Annotated in this window: 19 protein-coding genes; 6 read left to right on the forward strand and 13 right to left on the reverse strand. The window is 64.9% G+C overall.

The window, feature by feature from the left end:
• Both EN780_RS40650 and EN780_RS15025 read right to left on the reverse strand, forming a co-directional pair.
• Positions 1-136 (reverse strand): heme-binding protein (locus EN780_RS40650; RefSeq protein ID WP_189556568.1); only part of this gene is annotated, 136 nt, incomplete at its 3' end.
• Between the two features lie 107 nt (positions 137-243).
• Positions 244-756, reverse strand: a complete 513-nt coding sequence (locus EN780_RS15025) for a helix-turn-helix domain-containing protein (RefSeq protein WP_127285979.1) — start codon at positions 754-756, stop codon at positions 244-246.
• Positions 757-853: 97 nt separating this feature from the next.
• Here EN780_RS15025 and EN780_RS15030 point away from each other — a divergent pair, with 97 nt between their 5' ends.
• Together EN780_RS15030 and EN780_RS15035 are read left to right on the forward strand one after the other, a co-directional pair.
• Positions 854-1,699 (forward strand): alpha/beta hydrolase, encoded by an 846-nt coding sequence (locus EN780_RS15030; RefSeq protein ID WP_128274520.1) that lies wholly within the window; start codon positions 854-856, stop codon positions 1,697-1,699.
• 84 nt (positions 1,700-1,783) lie between these two features.
• The gene (locus EN780_RS15035) at positions 1,784-2,440 is read left to right on the forward strand and encodes a glutathione S-transferase family protein (protein ID WP_128274522.1); all 657 of its coding nucleotides are present in this window, start codon (positions 1,784-1,786) and stop codon (positions 2,438-2,440) included.
• 54 nt (positions 2,441-2,494) lie between these two features.
• Here the strand turns inward: EN780_RS15035 and EN780_RS15040 are convergent, their stop codons facing one another.
• The 4 genes from EN780_RS15040 to EN780_RS15055 all read right to left on the reverse strand — a co-directional run bounded on the left by EN780_RS15040 (position 2,495) and on the right by EN780_RS15055 (position 4,797).
• The gene (locus EN780_RS15040) at positions 2,495-2,884 is read right to left on the reverse strand and encodes a hypothetical protein (RefSeq protein ID WP_128274524.1); all 390 of its coding nucleotides are present in this window, start codon (positions 2,882-2,884) and stop codon (positions 2,495-2,497) included.
• Positions 2,885-2,964: 80 nt separating this feature from the next.
• Complete coding sequence (locus EN780_RS15045) at positions 2,965-3,240, reverse strand: metalloregulator ArsR/SmtB family transcription factor (RefSeq protein WP_126057959.1); 276 nt, start codon at positions 3,238-3,240, stop codon at positions 2,965-2,967.
• Between the two features lie 31 nt (positions 3,241-3,271).
• Positions 3,272-4,519, reverse strand: coding sequence for an MFS transporter (locus EN780_RS15050; RefSeq protein WP_128274526.1), 1,248 nt, complete (start codon positions 4,517-4,519; stop codon positions 3,272-3,274).
• An 83-nt stretch (positions 4,520-4,602) separates the two neighbouring features.
• Positions 4,603-4,797 carry a DUF1192 domain-containing protein gene (locus EN780_RS15055; RefSeq protein WP_127285984.1) on the reverse strand — a complete coding sequence of 65 codons (195 nt, stop codon included), beginning with the start codon at positions 4,795-4,797 and terminating at the stop codon, positions 4,603-4,605.
• Positions 4,798-4,908: 111 nt separating this feature from the next.
• Here EN780_RS15055 and EN780_RS15060 point away from each other — a divergent pair, with 111 nt between their 5' ends.
• From EN780_RS15060 to EN780_RS15070, 3 genes are all read left to right on the forward strand, one after another.
• The gene (locus EN780_RS15060; RefSeq protein WP_128274536.1) at positions 4,909-5,919 is read left to right on the forward strand and encodes an NAD(P)H-quinone oxidoreductase; all 1,011 of its coding nucleotides are present in this window, start codon (positions 4,909-4,911) and stop codon (positions 5,917-5,919) included.
• Positions 5,920-6,279: 360 nt separating this feature from the next.
• Positions 6,280-6,420, forward strand: a complete 141-nt coding sequence (locus EN780_RS15065; protein WP_127285985.1) for a DUF1127 domain-containing protein — start codon at positions 6,280-6,282, stop codon at positions 6,418-6,420.
• A 276-nt stretch (positions 6,421-6,696) separates the two neighbouring features.
• Positions 6,697-7,392 carry a DUF1013 domain-containing protein gene (locus tag EN780_RS15070; protein ID WP_127285986.1) on the forward strand — a complete coding sequence of 232 codons (696 nt, stop codon included), beginning with the start codon at positions 6,697-6,699 and terminating at the stop codon, positions 7,390-7,392.
• A gap of 63 nt (positions 7,393-7,455) precedes the next feature.
• Here the strand turns inward: EN780_RS15070 and EN780_RS15075 are convergent, their stop codons facing one another.
• From EN780_RS15075 to EN780_RS15085, 3 genes are all read right to left on the reverse strand, one after another.
• Positions 7,456-8,175 carry a YafY family protein gene (locus EN780_RS15075; RefSeq protein ID WP_126057965.1) on the reverse strand — a complete coding sequence of 240 codons (720 nt, stop codon included), beginning with the start codon at positions 8,173-8,175 and terminating at the stop codon, positions 7,456-7,458.
• Between the two features lie 191 nt (positions 8,176-8,366).
• The gene (locus tag EN780_RS15080) at positions 8,367-8,777 is read right to left on the reverse strand and encodes a hypothetical protein (protein ID WP_189340493.1); all 411 of its coding nucleotides are present in this window, start codon (positions 8,775-8,777) and stop codon (positions 8,367-8,369) included.
• Positions 8,778-8,918: 141 nt separating this feature from the next.
• Positions 8,919-9,086, reverse strand: a complete 168-nt coding sequence (locus EN780_RS15085; protein ID WP_127282773.1) for a hypothetical protein — start codon at positions 9,084-9,086, stop codon at positions 8,919-8,921.
• 201 nt (positions 9,087-9,287) lie between these two features.
• On the opposite strand from EN780_RS15085, the gene EN780_RS15090 reads away from it, so the two are divergent.
• A complete protein-coding gene (locus tag EN780_RS15090) occupies positions 9,288-9,449 on the forward strand; it encodes a hypothetical protein (RefSeq protein WP_127282799.1) in 162 nt (53 codons plus the stop codon).
• Positions 9,450-9,475: 26 nt separating this feature from the next.
• On the opposite strand, the gene EN780_RS15095 is transcribed toward EN780_RS15090, so the two are convergent.
• The 4 genes from EN780_RS15095 to pgk form a co-directional block, all read right to left on the reverse strand.
• A complete protein-coding gene (locus EN780_RS15095) occupies positions 9,476-10,204 on the reverse strand; it encodes an SGNH/GDSL hydrolase family protein (protein WP_128274528.1) in 729 nt (242 codons plus the stop codon).
• A gap of 158 nt (positions 10,205-10,362) precedes the next feature.
• A complete protein-coding gene (locus tag EN780_RS15100) occupies positions 10,363-11,103 on the reverse strand; it encodes a thioredoxin family protein (RefSeq protein ID WP_128274530.1) in 741 nt (246 codons plus the stop codon).
• A 158-nt stretch (positions 11,104-11,261) separates the two neighbouring features.
• Positions 11,262-12,287, reverse strand: a complete 1,026-nt coding sequence (locus tag EN780_RS15105) for a class I fructose-bisphosphate aldolase (RefSeq protein ID WP_128274532.1) — start codon at positions 12,285-12,287, stop codon at positions 11,262-11,264.
• A 237-nt stretch (positions 12,288-12,524) separates the two neighbouring features.
• Positions 12,525-13,274: phosphoglycerate kinase (gene pgk / locus EN780_RS15110; RefSeq protein WP_128274534.1), on the reverse strand; the 750-nt coding region annotated here is incomplete at its 5' end.

Genomic DNA, 13,274 nt, shown 5'->3' on the forward strand with positions numbered 1-13,274 from the left:
CCTGGCGCTGGAAGGCGACCAGGTGGGCGCCGGCATCGAGCACCGACACGCCCAGCGGCCTGAGCTTCAGCTCGGCACCCCTGGCGAAGGCGGCGTCGATGATTTGCTTGGCTTTCTCGAGCGTCAGCGCGGTCATGGCAGTCTCCTGTTGAAAGGCCGCGATCATCGTCGACGAGACGCAAGATACAATCCCGGCGGCGGTTGAAACTGATTTTCAGGAAGTGGCGAAACGCCGCGCCCTCTCTAGCCGGCGGCTGCCTCAGCCTTGCGGGCGACCACTGCCTCGTAGCCGGCCTGCAGGGTTGCCCGAACGGTTGGCCCCGCATGGTCGATCGGCGCACCGAGGTGTTCATGGCGCAATTCGTCCATGAAGCGCTCCCATAAGGGTGGGCCGCCGTTTTCCAGAAGCTCGGCGCGGATCGAGAGCTCCTCGCTGACCGGCAGCCAGACACGGCCCCAGGCGCCGAGATGCGCCATGATCGGCACCAGGGTGATAGCCATCTCGGTCAGGCTGTAGATTGCCTTCTGCTTGTGGGAGGGATCGTCGGCCTTTGTCAGCATGCCCAACTCCATCAGCCGCTTCAGCCGGTCGGCAAGGATGTTGGACGCGATGCCCTCGATCGATCCGTTGAGCATTTCGCGAAAATGGCGCCGGCCGCCGAAGATCATGTCGCGCAGGATGATCAGGCTCCAGCGATCGCCGAACACTTCGAGCGACAGATTGATCGGGCAGCCGGAGCGGTGGTCGGTGTTCATGCAAGCCTCCAGAAAAAACCGGTTGCATTATCGTATCAGTCTGATTATCGTGCAACTGATTGCAAAATGCAATCGGATTGCAGAGGAGGAAGCGACCATGAAGACGAAAGAGCAGCCCCGGATCGTTTCCGAAACTTTTGGCAGTCCCGCCGATCCGGCGGTTCTGCTGATCATGGGCGCCATGGCGTCGATGCTGTGGTGGCCGGAAGCGTTCTGCCGGAAGCTGGCCGGCGAGGGTCTGTTCGTGATCCGCTACGACAATCGCGACACCGGCCACTCGGCGAAATACGCGCCGGGCGAGCCGCCCTACACATTCGATGACATGGCCGATGATGCCATACGCGTGCTCGACGATCATGAGGTCGTGAGGGCGCATGTGGTCGGCATGTCGATGGGCGGCATGATCGCGCAGCTGGTGGCGCTGAAACACCCGTCGCGCGTCACGGCGCTGACCGTGATCAGCACGTCGCCAGTCGGCATCGACACCTCGCATCTGCCGGCAATGTCCGAGAGCTACAAAGAGCACGCGGCGGCAGGCGAGAAGGTCGATTGGTCGGATCGCGAGCAGGTGATCGACTTCATCGTCCGCGAGGCCCGCGTCATCGCGAGCACCGCGCATCCGTTCGACGAGAAGCGGACAAGGGCGTTCGTCGAGCGGGACTATGACCGGTCGGGAGGCCTGCTCAGCGCGACCAACCACTTCCTGCTCAAGAGCGGCGGAGACTGGAAGGACCGTCTTCGGAAGATGCGGATTGCGCTGCTCGTCATCCACGGCACGACGGACCCGATCTTTCCGATCGAGCATGGCGCAGCGCTCGCCGAGGCGGTTGCCGGTGCGAAGTTGGTGCGTATCGAGGGCGGCGGCCACGAACTGCATCCGGACGACTGGGCCGTCATGATCGCCGCCATCGCGACGCATGACCGGGCAGCGCGGGCCGCCTGACCCGCCGTCTGCCGTGACATCGCCGCACGGAATGCGTCACTATCGAAATCGGGCCAATCCACGCCGAACGGAAGCGAGCACCCAATGTCCCTGACCATGCACCTCCACCCGCTGGCATCCTTCTGCTGGAAGCCGCTGATCGCGCTCTATGAGAATGGCACGCCTTTCGATGTCGTCATTGTCGATCTCGGCAACGAGCAGTCGCGCGCGGCGTTCCTGAGACTGTCGCCGGCGGGCAAGATGCCGGTGCTGCGCGACGAGGCGCGCGGGCAGACGGTGCCGGAATCAACCATCGTGATCGAGTATCTGGCCGTCCACTATCCTGGCCCGACCGCGCTGATCCCGGCCGATGCCGACCTCGCCCGCCAGGTTCGGACCGCCGACCGCTTCTACGATTTCTATGTGCAGGAGCCGATGCAGAAGATCGTCGGCGACCGGCTGCGGCCGCAGGGCCAGACCGATCCGTTCGGTGTCGAGCAGGCGCGGGCGCAGTTGCGCGCCTCCTACGCCATCGTCGAAACCGAGATGCAGTCGAGGATTTGGGCGGTTGGCGAAACCTTCACCATGGCCGACTGCGCGGCGGCGCCGGCGCTGTTCTACGCCAACAAGGTCGAGCCGTTCGGCGACAGGTTCCCCGCGGTCAGGCGTTATCACGATCGCCTGGTCGAACGACCGTCCTTCGCCCGCGTGATCGAGGAAGCCCAGCCCTACTTCAAGTTCTTCCCCTACAACGACGGCTGACATCAGTGCCTCGCATCGGGCGAGCGGTCGTTCTCCCCTAGCCTTGAATCGCTCCTATGGCTCGATCACCTCCTTGCGGCCCTCCGGTTCCACCATCTCGAGCCGGGTTTCGGGACCATCCGCCTCGAGCAAAATGTAGCTTGCATCGTCGCCGCCGACGAAACTCAGGCCGGCGCTTGCGGTCGAGGCGCTGATCTTGACCGAAGGCTGGCCATTCTCCGCGATGAGGCGGAACAGCACGGTCTCGGCCTCGCCGGCCTTCGCCGGCAGCACGGAGATGCTGGAGCGCACCCGGCCCTGACTATCGACAATCTGAAGCCCGCTTCCGCGCAGCATGCCTGTGCCGTCCTGCGCCTTCGCCGGCAGGATCTGCATCAGCCCCATGCCAGCGAGCAGAACCAGATTGATCGCCGTCAGAGCGCCAAGTACCGCTTCGCGTCCCATGGGTTCCTCCTCCACAGCCAGAAAAAGCGCAGAACGGAATCGCATGAAGCAAGTGCCGGACCGGTCATGCCGCCCAGAGGTCACTCGCCGGGCAGTGCTTCCCAGAACTGGTCGAGCCAGATGTTCAACCGCAGGAAGCCGGCACTGCTGACCGTGTAGACACGCCGCGTGCCTTCCGCCTTGGCGTTGACCAGGCCGGCCTCGAGCAGAACTTTCAGGTGCTGCGAGACGGCTGGGCGTGAAACTGGCAGTCCGGCCGCCAGTTCGTTGACGGTCTTCGGGCCGCGTCGGAGCTCTTCGAGAAGATAGCGCCGGTTGGGATCGGCAATCGCCACAAAGGCATCAGAAAACATCATGCGTCATTTTAGAGGCAAAGTTTCCCAAATCTCAACCATTGGTTTCAGCCTTTCTGCGCGGATCGAGCCGCAGGGCTTCCGGCGTCACCGAACGGTCGGCCGGCTGGGTCTTGAAGGCGTCGCGGTTTTCGATCGGCACCGGGGCGCGGCGGCTGATGCGCAGCAGCGTGTACCCCGCCAGGCAAAGATGGGCGAGCGCGGTGGCCAGGAACAGCCCCTCGGGACGCAGCGAACCCATCAGGCCGGCGCCGAGCAGGGGCCCGATCATGGTGCCGAAACCGTAGAGCAGCAGAAGGCCGCCCGAAACCTTGACGAAATCCTCCGCCCGCGCGTGGTCGTTGGCATGCGCCACGGCGATCGAATAGAGCGTGTAGGCGAAGGCGCCATAGGAGGCGGTCAGGACAAGGACGAAGACGCCGGAGCGCGGCTCGAACAGGAACACGACGATGGCGAACAAGGCCGCGCCGAACGCGGCGCCCGCCAGCACGAAACGGCGGTCGGTCTTGTCCGAGAGGCGCCCGGCTGGAAGCTGCATGGCCGCGCCGGCGACCACCACCAGGCTCATCATCAGCGCGATCTCGGCCGTGGAAATGCCGATGCGGGCGCCATAGACGGCGCCGAGCGTGCCCCAGGCGCCGTTGGCGATGCCGATCAGCAGGCAGGCAACAGCGGACACCGGCGAATTGGCGTAGAGCCCTTTGACATCCAGCTTGACGTCCTGCAGCGGCTTCGGATGCGACTGCGTCGAGACGGCGGTCGGGAGCAGCGACAGGCAGAACAGGATGCCGGTGATCATGAACAGCGAAGCCGACTTCACGTCGCCGCCGGCGACGATCATCTGGCCGCCCATGATCGATGCATAGGTGACCATCATGTAGAGGCCGAAGACGGTGCCGCGATTCTCGTTGGTCGCCTTCTCGTTCAGCCAGCTTTCGATGACCATGAAGGCGCCGGCCATGGTGAAGCCGGTGAAGGCGCGCAGCAGGATCCAGACATACTCATCGATGATGAGGCCGGTGAGCAAGGCGACGATGGCGCCCGACGCGGCAAAGGCGCCGAAGGCCCTGACATGGCCGGCGCGGCGAACCAGGCGCGGCGCAAAGAAGCAGCCGGTGACGAAGCCGCCCGCCCAGGCGGTGCCCATCAGGCCGAGCGATGCCGTGGAAAAGCCCTCCAACTGGCCACGCAACGGCAACAGCAGCCCGTGCAGGCCGGACGCCGCGAGCAGGAAGGCGGTGCCGCGAAGCAACGAGAGGATCGGTCGGTAGGTTGCAAACATTGTCTGATCCGGCTTGGGGTTCGTGGCGCCGGTCTGACAGGCGCATTCGGGCTTTTCGGCGGCAAGCGTTGCCGTCGTCAACGCTAGCCGCGGCGGAACAGCGCCTCGGCTGCCGATTTGGTCGCGCCCTTGGCCTTGAGCTCGGCTTCCAGCCGGGCGATCTCGTCGCGCAGCATGCCGATCCGCTCGGACAATTCGTCGGCCGAAAGCAGGGCCAGATCCTGCCCGATCTCATGCGGGCGCGCTTTCTTTACGGGTTCGTCGTCGAAGCTCGCCATCGTCGCTCCTCCCTGATTTGCCATTTGCCGGATTCGACAATGAGCATACATAGGGCAGGGGCGCTGATGCAAATTGCCGGCCAGACCGGCCGAAGGAGGACGGGACAGTTCATGGCGAGCGGACAGAAGATTCCGGCGAAGATGACGGCGATCGCGATCTCGGAGCCCGGCGGGCCGCGGGTGCTGAAGCCGGAAACGCGCGACGTGCCCGTGCCGGGGCCGGGCGAGGTGCTGATCCGGGTCCGTGCCGCCGGCGTCAACCGGCCGGATGTGCTGCAGCGCAAGGGCGCCTATCCGCCGCCGCCCGGCGCGTCCGACCTGCCGGGCCTCGAAGTCTCGGGCGAGGTCGCGGCACTGGGCGACCAGATATCGCGCTGGCGTATCGGGGACCGGGTCTGCGCGCTCACCCCCGGCGGCGGCTATGCCGAATATGTCAAGGTGCATGCCGGCAGCGTGCTGCCGCTGCCGGCCGGCTTCACCCACACCGAAGCGGCGGCGGTGCCGGAAACCTATTTCACCGTCTGGCACAATGTATTCGAGCGCGGCGGCTTGAAGAGCGGCGAAACACTGCTGGTGCATGGCGGCTCGTCCGGCATCGGCACCACGGCGATCCAACTGGCGTCGGCCTTCGGCGCCTATGTCGTCACCACCGCCGGCAGCAAGGAGAAATGCGACGCCTGCCTGAAGCTCGGCGCCGACCGCGCGATCAACTATCGCGAGGAGGACTTCGTCGCCGCGGTCAAGGACGCGACCGCCGGCCGCGGCGCCAACGTCATCCTCGACATGGTCGCCGGAGACTATGTGACGCGCAATTACGAGGCCGCGGCGGTGGAAGGCCGCATCGTGCAGATCGCCGTGCAGGGCGGGGCGGCGGCGAGCGTCGATTTCTCCAAGCTGATGGTCAAGCGGCTCACCCATACCGGCTCGACGCTGAGGCCGCGCACGGTCGAATTCAAGGCGGCGATCGCGGCAGCGCTCGAGGCGCAGGTCTGGCCGCTGCTCGGCAGCCGCAAGATTGCGCCGGTGATGGACACGATCCTGCCGCTCAGCGAAGCCTGGCGGGCGCATGAGCGGATGGAGGATGGGGAGCATATCGGCAAGATCGTGCTCGACGTCGGCTAGGATATTCAGGTGAGGCCGGCCTGCAAACCTGCGCTCAGGTGCTCACGTAGTTTCCTTGCTGCCGCATGTCCTTGTCGGAAAACCGGGAGCACTTTTCCGGGACATGCGGAGGTGCGCTCCGCGCCGGTTCTCGAAAACCACCGTTTTGGTCGCTCCGCGCCCGTCTTCGACTCCGCCTCGGCCTGACCTGAAATCTCGACGCGCCTGGTGCGTAAATCGCCTGCGGAAAACCTGAACGAGAGCTTAATGCTGCAATGCACAAAACGCATTGCCGCCATGCAAAAGCGTCCGTTCAATTCTTGGGCGGCGGTGCCTATTTACACGGCATCGAACAAATCAACCAACGACTGGAGAACCACCATGAACCCGATCCGCGCTTTCCGTAACTGGCGCATGTACAACGAGACCGTGCGCGAGCTGAACAAGCTCAACGCCCGTCAGCTGAGCGACCTCGGCATCAACCGCGCCGACATCGAGCGTATCGCCCGCCAGGCTCTTTGATTGCAAACGCGACCCGGCTGCAACGCCGGGACCGCGTCGCGAAGCCAGAGCCGTCGCAGACGCTTGCTCGTCTCCGGTTCCAAACCCGCTGGACCCAGTCCGGCGGGTTTTGTCTTTCCAAGCCGCGCTTGTGCCCGGCCTCTCCTTTCTCGGGGCTTTCCAAAAACATTGCGAAATGGTGACGGAGCGGTTATACAGACCGCGAATTTCCCATTTTGGTGGCTCTAAAACCACCGCCCGCGCGGGAACGCGGGCGAACGAGAAGGATTTTTAGAAATGGCCAATACGCTGCTGATGCCCAAGGCGACCGCCGTCTGGCTGGTCGACAACACCGCGCTCTCCTTCGAGCAGATCGCGCAGTTCTGCGGGCTGCATCCGCTCGAGGTCAAGGCGATCGCCGACGGCGAATCGGCGCAAGGCATCAAGGGCATGGACCCGATCATGACCGGCCAGCTGACCCGCGACGAGATCGCGCGCGCCGAGAAGGACCAGAACCATCGGCTGAAGCTGTCCGACCCCAAGGTGAGGGTGCCGGAATCCAAGCGCAAGGGCCCGCGCTACACGCCGCTGTCGAAGCGTCAGGACCGGCCGAATGCCATCCTCTGGCTGGTACGCAACCATCCCGAACTGAAGGACGCGCAGATTGCCCGTCTTGTAGGCACCACCAAGTCGACGATCGAGCAGATCCGCGAGCGCAAGCATTGGAATTCGGCCAATCTGCAGCCGATGGATCCGGTGACGCTGGGCCTCGCCTCGCAGATCGACCTCGACATGGAAGTCAACCGCGCCTCGCGCGGCCGCGAGCAGGCGCAGCCCGTCGGCGACACGCTGCTGCCGGCGGCGTTGACGGAACGGCTGGTCCCGGCGCCGGAAAAGCCGAAGGACGAGGACGCCGAGCTCGACGCCAACGCCGTCTTCGCCAAGCTCTCGGCGCTGAAGTCGAAGGACAAGGACACGGACGACGAGGAGTAGAATTCTCGGCATGCCAACAAAAAAGCCCGCTTCGAGCGGGCTTTTTTATTGGCTTTCGAGGCTTCAGTTGCGCGCCGCCCGGTCCGGCGTCATGCCGTAGTCCTCGCTGCGCTCCACCGCGCGGTAGAAATCGGCGAGCTGCTTGCCGCGCTCCGGCTTGTAGACGCGGCCGGCGATCACCACCGAGGCAATGCGGTCGATGCGGAAGGCGCGGAAATCGTCGCGCATCTCGCACCAGGCGACCAGCGTCCACACCTTGCCCCAGAACCACAGGCCAAGCGGCCGGATGTCGCGCGCCGTGCCGCGCCCGGCCTCGTCCGAATAGTCGATGGTCAGGACCTGGCGTTTCTCGATCGCGCGCTCGATCAGGTCGATCGCCTCGCGCGCGGCATCGCTCACCACCCACATCGGCGTGTGGATCTCGGTGCGGGCGATGCGGTCCTTCTCGGTATCGGGCAGCACGGCGCCGATCTTGACCAGCGCCTCGTCGGCGGCCCGCGCCATGGCGGCGCCGCCAAAGGCGCGCACCATGCGGGCGCCGGCGACCAGCGCCACGATCTCGTCACGCGTGAACATCAGCGGCGGAAGGTCGAAACCCTCCCTCATCATGTAGCCGACGCCCGCCTCGCCGTCGATCGGCACGCCGGTCGACTGCAGGTCGGCGATGTCGCGATAGATCGTGCGCTCGGAAACCTCGAGCCACGTACCCAGCTTCTGGGCGGTGACCAGACGGCCGCCGCGCAAATGCTGCACGATCTGGAAGAGCCTGTCGGCACGACGCATCGTATGGTTCCTCGATGTTGTTTCTATGCATGTCGTGGCCCCAAAACCGGTTGCCACTTCTGGGCGACATGCACGTTGTTTCCATGCATGTCGTGGTTCCCAAAACCGGTTCCCACTTTTGGGCGACATGCACGTTGTTCCCATGCATGTCGTGGTTCCCAAAACCGGTTCCCACTTTTGGGCGACATGCACTATGGCTTCAGCCCTTCGCGCTTGCGCTGCACGGCGACGAACTCCGTGCCGAAGGACAGTTTCCTCGTTGTCGGCGTCCTGGCGTCCAGCACCCGCCAGAACGGCGCGATCTCGCTCAGCGCCATGCCGTGCTCGAGATCCTCGCCGGCCGCCTCGGCCACGGTGCGCAAATGATAGCCGATGGCGACCGGGCATGTCACTTCAGCCCCGTGCTCGATGGCCAGCGCGGTGCGCAGCGCGCGGACGTCCATCTCGACGCCTTCCGGGATCGAGCGGATGAAATCATCGACCTGGCGCGCTGTCGGCACCAGCATCGGCTGGCCTTCGACGACGTCGGCAAAGCTCCGCGGCGACGGCTTGATGCCATTGACGCCCGGCGTGTTCAGCCTGTCGTTCCAGCTCTTCACCATGCGAAGTTCACTCTCTACTCCTGCCACACCATGACACGACCCTCCTGACAGCATACTGTCAGGAGGGTTCAGCATATTCGCCGACGCGTCTAGATCTGGGCACCGCGGTGTCCGCATCCAAGCGCGGCACGCAAAAAAAGCTCATTGGTCGATGTGGCGGCCGTTGGCGTACATATCCGGCCAGCCGATGTCCTTGCGAATGTCCGCCGGCAAGCCATTCATGAAACGCTGGGTGCGGATCTCGTTGCGCATCGTGCGGATCTTGCCGACATAGTGCTGCACACCGCGCAGTATCTGGTAACCGGTCATGGCTAGTCTCCTCTTCTTTGATGAGGACACTATCGCACACCCCTGCTGACAGCAGTCTGTCAGGAGGATGGCAGCCTTTCGAAGGAGATTGCGGTCAGTCTGGCTGGCACGCGGAGAAGCGGCTGTCCTGCCCGGTTCCGCCCGGCTTCAAAGCAACGACGCCGGCTTTGACAGCTGGCCGCGATGCTGCTCAAAAGCGGCATGTCGAAACTCCTCGCGCTCGTCATCATTGGCATCATGGTCATCCAGCTGATCAAGCCGCTCGGCTGGCCGGGGCTGAAGCGGCGCAGCGATTTCTGGAAGCTGGCGCTGCTTGCCATGGCGGCGATTTCGCTCACCGCCGTGCTGGGGCACTGGGGCTAGAGCCGCGACGTCACCCCATCGGCTGCCTACGCCGAGGGCTGCTCGCCCAGAACAGGGGCGAGCAAATGCTCCGCCCAGGCGCGGTAGCCGGCTTCCGAGGCATGGAATCCGTCGACGGCAAAGCCGGCCTGCGGATCGAGGATCGGCAGCCGCGACGCAGGCACCGCGCCGCGCTCCAGGCAGAGGCGCTTGCCCATCCGGTTCATCTCGGCAGCCCTGATCTCGAGGATCCTGCCAAGCAGGGACGGCATCGCCGGCGCCCGGGTGAACTCCAGCACCGGCGACCACACCACGCGCGCCTCCGGCCATTTGGCGCGCAGCGCGTAAAGCAGGCCGCCGAACTCCTTCTTGAAGCGTGGCACCGAGTGGAAGTTCTTGGTGTCGTTGGTGCCGATGGCGAGCACGATATGCGTCCACGGATCGGCCGACAAATTGGGCAGGACATGGTCGCGCACCTGGCCGGAGGTCGCCGAATTGAAGCCGGCCGCCCGCCAGCGCACGGCGCTGCCCGTTCGCTCTGAAATCAGGATGGCAAGCTGCGCCGCGAGCCCGTTCTCGGAATGGCCGATGCCGACCGAGGCGGCGGAGGAATCGCCCAGCACCAGCAGCGTGATCGCCGGCGCCTTGCCCGGCATCTCATGCATGACCGGACCGCGCGCCGGCAGCATGCGGCTGGTGCGACGGCGCACGCCGAGCCCCTGCCAGACGTAGACGGGAAAGGCGAGCCAGGTGAGGAGGGCGAGCAGGCGCTGCATGGCTCATGCCCTTAGCGCATATTGTTGTGCGGGTGAACGATCTAACTAAAGCGCGTCGCGCCTGAACGGCCTCATGCGACGCGCTTTAGCTCTTTGTTTTATGCATGTCGTTTCCCAAAACCGGGGCCACTTTTGGGCGACATGCATTAGCCGCCGGTTCAGTCGCAACAGGCCGGCGGCGGCTCGGATACGTCCCCGTACTCGTCATGCAGCCGTACCCAGTCCATCAGGCCACCATAGGGGCCGGTCTCGTTGCGGCCCTTCGGCGTCATGTCGAGATAGTGATAGGCGCCGATCAGTGGATCGCCACCGCGGGCGCGCGACGTGAAGGTGAGGAAGATGTCGCCGGCCCCGTCGCGGTAGAACACGCTGACGCCGGGCAGGTCCTTCGACGTGCGCGCGCGCCTTTCGAAGTTGTAGGTGGTGTCGCCGGCGGCGATCTGCTTGTCGGTGAAGGAAACCTGCATGTCGAAGTTGAAGTCGGACGCATAGGACGACACCCAGTCGAACCGCCAGCCCATGCGCTGCTTGTAGGGCAACAGCTCGGCCAGCGGCGCGCGCGCCACCACGACCAGCGACACGTCGTGGTGCTGAAGATGCAGATTGGCGCCGTCTATATGGTCGGCAAGGAACGAGCAGCCCTCGCAGCGATGGTTCGAACCGGGCGCCAGCATGAAGTGATAGACGATCAGCTGGCTGTTTTCGCCAAAGAGCCCGGCCAGCCGCTTCGGGCCTTGCTCGCTCTCGAAGACGTAGTCCTTGCGGATCTTCAGCCAGGGCAATTCGCGCCGTTCGGCGGCGATCTTGTCGCGCAGCCGCGTCAGTTCCTTCTCGCGATCGAGGTGCCTTTTGTGCGCCTCGAACCAGTCTTCCCGCGAAACGACGGCATTGCGATGCATGACGATCTCCTGTCGTCTCCTGCCAAGGACGTTCGATATCGGCGCGATCCGACATGGCCGACGCGCTTTTCCGCGCAGTCCCAGAAGTGGGGATGCCGCCGCGAAAAACAAAACCCGGGCGGTGAGCCCGGGTTTTGCGTCGCGTCTGAAGAAACGTGTCAGGCGGCCTTTTCCAGCGCCTGCTGCCATTTGCCGAGCGCCGCCAGATGGTTCATGTGGGCGCGATGGACAAAGGCGGCCTGGCCGGCGGCGACGTTCGATGCCTTGCCGCTCCAGGCCTTCTGCGCGGCGGCCTGCAGGGCACGGCCGTAGGAGAAGGTCAGCTTCCACGGATGCGGGCCGATGGCGTTGATGGCATTGAGGTTGGCGGTCGCCTCCTCGTCCGATTGGCCGCCGGAGAGGAAGGCAATGCCCGCAACCGCCGCCGGCACCGTCTCGCGGAACAGTTTGATCGTCTTTTCCGCGACGATCTCGGGACTGTCCAACTTGCCCGATTTCTTGCCCGATATGACCATGTTCGGCTTCAGGATGGTGCCTTCGAGCACGACGCGCGCGGCATAGAGCTCGTCATAGAGCTTGAGCAGCGTCGCCTTGCTGATCTCGTAGCAGGTGTCGATGCCGTGGGCGCCGTCCATCAGCACCTCCGGCTCGACGATCGGCACGATGCCGGCCTCCTGGCAGAGCGCGGCGTAGCGGGCGAGCGCGTGTGCGTTCGAGCCGATCGAGGTCTGAGACGGTACGCCCTTGGCGATGTCGATATCGATCACCGCGCGCCATTTGGCGAAGCGGGCGCCGAGCTTGTAGTAGTCGGCAAGCCGCTCACGCAGGCCGTCGAGGCCCTCGGTGACGGTGTCGCCGGGAAAGCCGGCCAGCGGCTTGGCGCCGGCATCGACCTTGATGCCAGGGATGGCGCCTGACGCCTTGATGATGTCGACCAGCGGCGTGCCGTCGGCGGCCTTCTGGCGGATGGTCTCGTCATAGAGGATGACACCGGAAATGTAGCGCGTCATCGCGTCCTTGGCGCGGAACATCATCTCGCGATAGTCGCGGCGGCTGTCGGCCGTCGATTCGACGCCGATCACGTCGAAGCGCTTCTTGATGGTGCCGGAGCTTTCATCGGCGGCCAACAGGCCCTTGCCGTCGGCCACGATCGCGGCGGCAATGTCTTCGAGACGTTCGCTCATTGTGCTTCCTCCTGACAGTGGTTTTCCGCGGTTCACGGAACTCTACCGCCAAAGGAATGATGCCGGAAAGCGCGAAATCGATTGAAAGTCGCGCCGCGGGGCCGGCTCGCCGAGTCTTGATCGGGTCAATCGCTCCGGTCGCATTTCCGCAACGCCAAGCATCGCCGCCTGGCTGCAAATGCTTTGCTCCACCCAATTCCGAACGGAAAACCGCTGCGCGGTTTTCCTGGAATTGCTTCAGCGCTTCAGCACCTCGACGCCGGGCAGCGGCTTGCCTTCCATCCACTCAAGGAAGGCGCCGCCGGCGGTCGAGACATAGGTGAAGTCGTCGGCGACGCCGGCGTGGTTGAGCGCGGCCACCGTGTCGCCGCCGCCGGCCACCGAGACCAGCTTGCCTGCCTTGGTGCGTTCGGCGGCGTGCCTTGCCGCCGCCACCGTGGCGCGGTCGAAAGGTTCGATCTCGAAGGCGCCGAGCGGGCCGTTCCAGACCAGCGTGGCGGCGCGGTCGATCCAGTCGCCGACGGCCTTCACGGTCTTTTCGCCGACGTCGAGGATCATGCCGTCGGCCGGCACGTCCGATATGGCGACGGTCCCGCTGGCGGCGCCGGCCTTGAACTCCTTCGCCACGACGCCGTCGGCCGGCAGGATGATGGCGCAGCCGGCTTCGGCCGCCTCGATCATGATCTGCTTGGCAGTGGCGGCAAGATCATGCTCGCAGAGCGACTTGCCGACGGCGGTGCCGCGCGCGGCCAGGAAGGTGTTGGCCATGCCGCCGCCGATGACCAGCGCGTCGACCTTCTTCACCAGGTTCATCAAGAGGTCGATCTTGGTCGAGACCTTGGCGCCGCCGACGATGGCGACGACCGGGCGGACGGGATTGCCGAGGCCCTTTTCCAGCGCGTCGAGCTCGGCCTGCATGGTGCGGCCGGCGAAGGCCGGCAACAGATGCGCCAGGCCTTCAGTCGAGGAATGGGCACGGTGCGCGGC

It is taken from the genome of Mesorhizobium sp. M4B.F.Ca.ET.089.01.1.1, from assembly GCF_004022605.1.
In the GTDB taxonomy this organism is placed as follows: domain Bacteria; phylum Pseudomonadota; class Alphaproteobacteria; order Rhizobiales; family Rhizobiaceae; genus Mesorhizobium; species Mesorhizobium abyssinicae.

What these genes read in the sequence shown, in the direction of transcription:
- EN780_RS15025 (WP_127285979.1), bottom strand. Translation starts at nt 756, where the DNA reads ATGAACACCGACCACCGCTCCGGCTGCCCGATCAATCTGTCGCTCGAA.
- EN780_RS15030 (WP_128274520.1), top strand. Translation starts at nt 854, where the DNA reads ATGAAGACGAAAGAGCAGCCCCGGATCGTTTCCGAAACTTTTGGCAGT.
- EN780_RS15035 (WP_128274522.1), top strand. Translation starts at nt 1,784, where the DNA reads ATGTCCCTGACCATGCACCTCCACCCGCTGGCATCCTTCTGCTGGAAG.
- EN780_RS15040 (WP_128274524.1), bottom strand. Translation starts at nt 2,884, where the DNA reads ATGGGACGCGAAGCGGTACTTGGCGCTCTGACGGCGATCAATCTGGTT.
- EN780_RS15045 (WP_126057959.1), bottom strand. Translation starts at nt 3,240, where the DNA reads ATGATGTTTTCTGATGCCTTTGTGGCGATTGCCGATCCCAACCGGCGC.
- EN780_RS15050 (WP_128274526.1), bottom strand. Translation starts at nt 4,519, where the DNA reads ATGTTTGCAACCTACCGACCGATCCTCTCGTTGCTTCGCGGCACCGCC.
- EN780_RS15055 (WP_127285984.1), bottom strand. Translation starts at nt 4,797, where the DNA reads ATGGCGAGCTTCGACGACGAACCCGTAAAGAAAGCGCGCCCGCATGAG.
- EN780_RS15060 (WP_128274536.1), top strand. Translation starts at nt 4,909, where the DNA reads ATGGCGAGCGGACAGAAGATTCCGGCGAAGATGACGGCGATCGCGATC.
- EN780_RS15065 (WP_127285985.1), top strand. Translation starts at nt 6,280, where the DNA reads ATGAACCCGATCCGCGCTTTCCGTAACTGGCGCATGTACAACGAGACC.
- EN780_RS15070 (WP_127285986.1), top strand. Translation starts at nt 6,697, where the DNA reads ATGGCCAATACGCTGCTGATGCCCAAGGCGACCGCCGTCTGGCTGGTC.
- EN780_RS15075 (WP_126057965.1), bottom strand. Translation starts at nt 8,175, where the DNA reads ATGCGTCGTGCCGACAGGCTCTTCCAGATCGTGCAGCATTTGCGCGGC.
- EN780_RS15080 (WP_189340493.1), bottom strand. Translation starts at nt 8,777, where the DNA reads ATGGTGAAGAGCTGGAACGACAGGCTGAACACGCCGGGCGTCAATGGC.
- EN780_RS15085 (WP_127282773.1), bottom strand. Translation starts at nt 9,086, where the DNA reads ATGACCGGTTACCAGATACTGCGCGGTGTGCAGCACTATGTCGGCAAG.
- EN780_RS15090 (WP_127282799.1), top strand. Translation starts at nt 9,288, where the DNA reads ATGTCGAAACTCCTCGCGCTCGTCATCATTGGCATCATGGTCATCCAG.
- EN780_RS15095 (WP_128274528.1), bottom strand. Translation starts at nt 10,204, where the DNA reads ATGCAGCGCCTGCTCGCCCTCCTCACCTGGCTCGCCTTTCCCGTCTAC.
- EN780_RS15100 (WP_128274530.1), bottom strand. Translation starts at nt 11,103, where the DNA reads ATGCATCGCAATGCCGTCGTTTCGCGGGAAGACTGGTTCGAGGCGCAC.
- EN780_RS15105 (WP_128274532.1), bottom strand. Translation starts at nt 12,287, where the DNA reads ATGAGCGAACGTCTCGAAGACATTGCCGCCGCGATCGTGGCCGACGGC.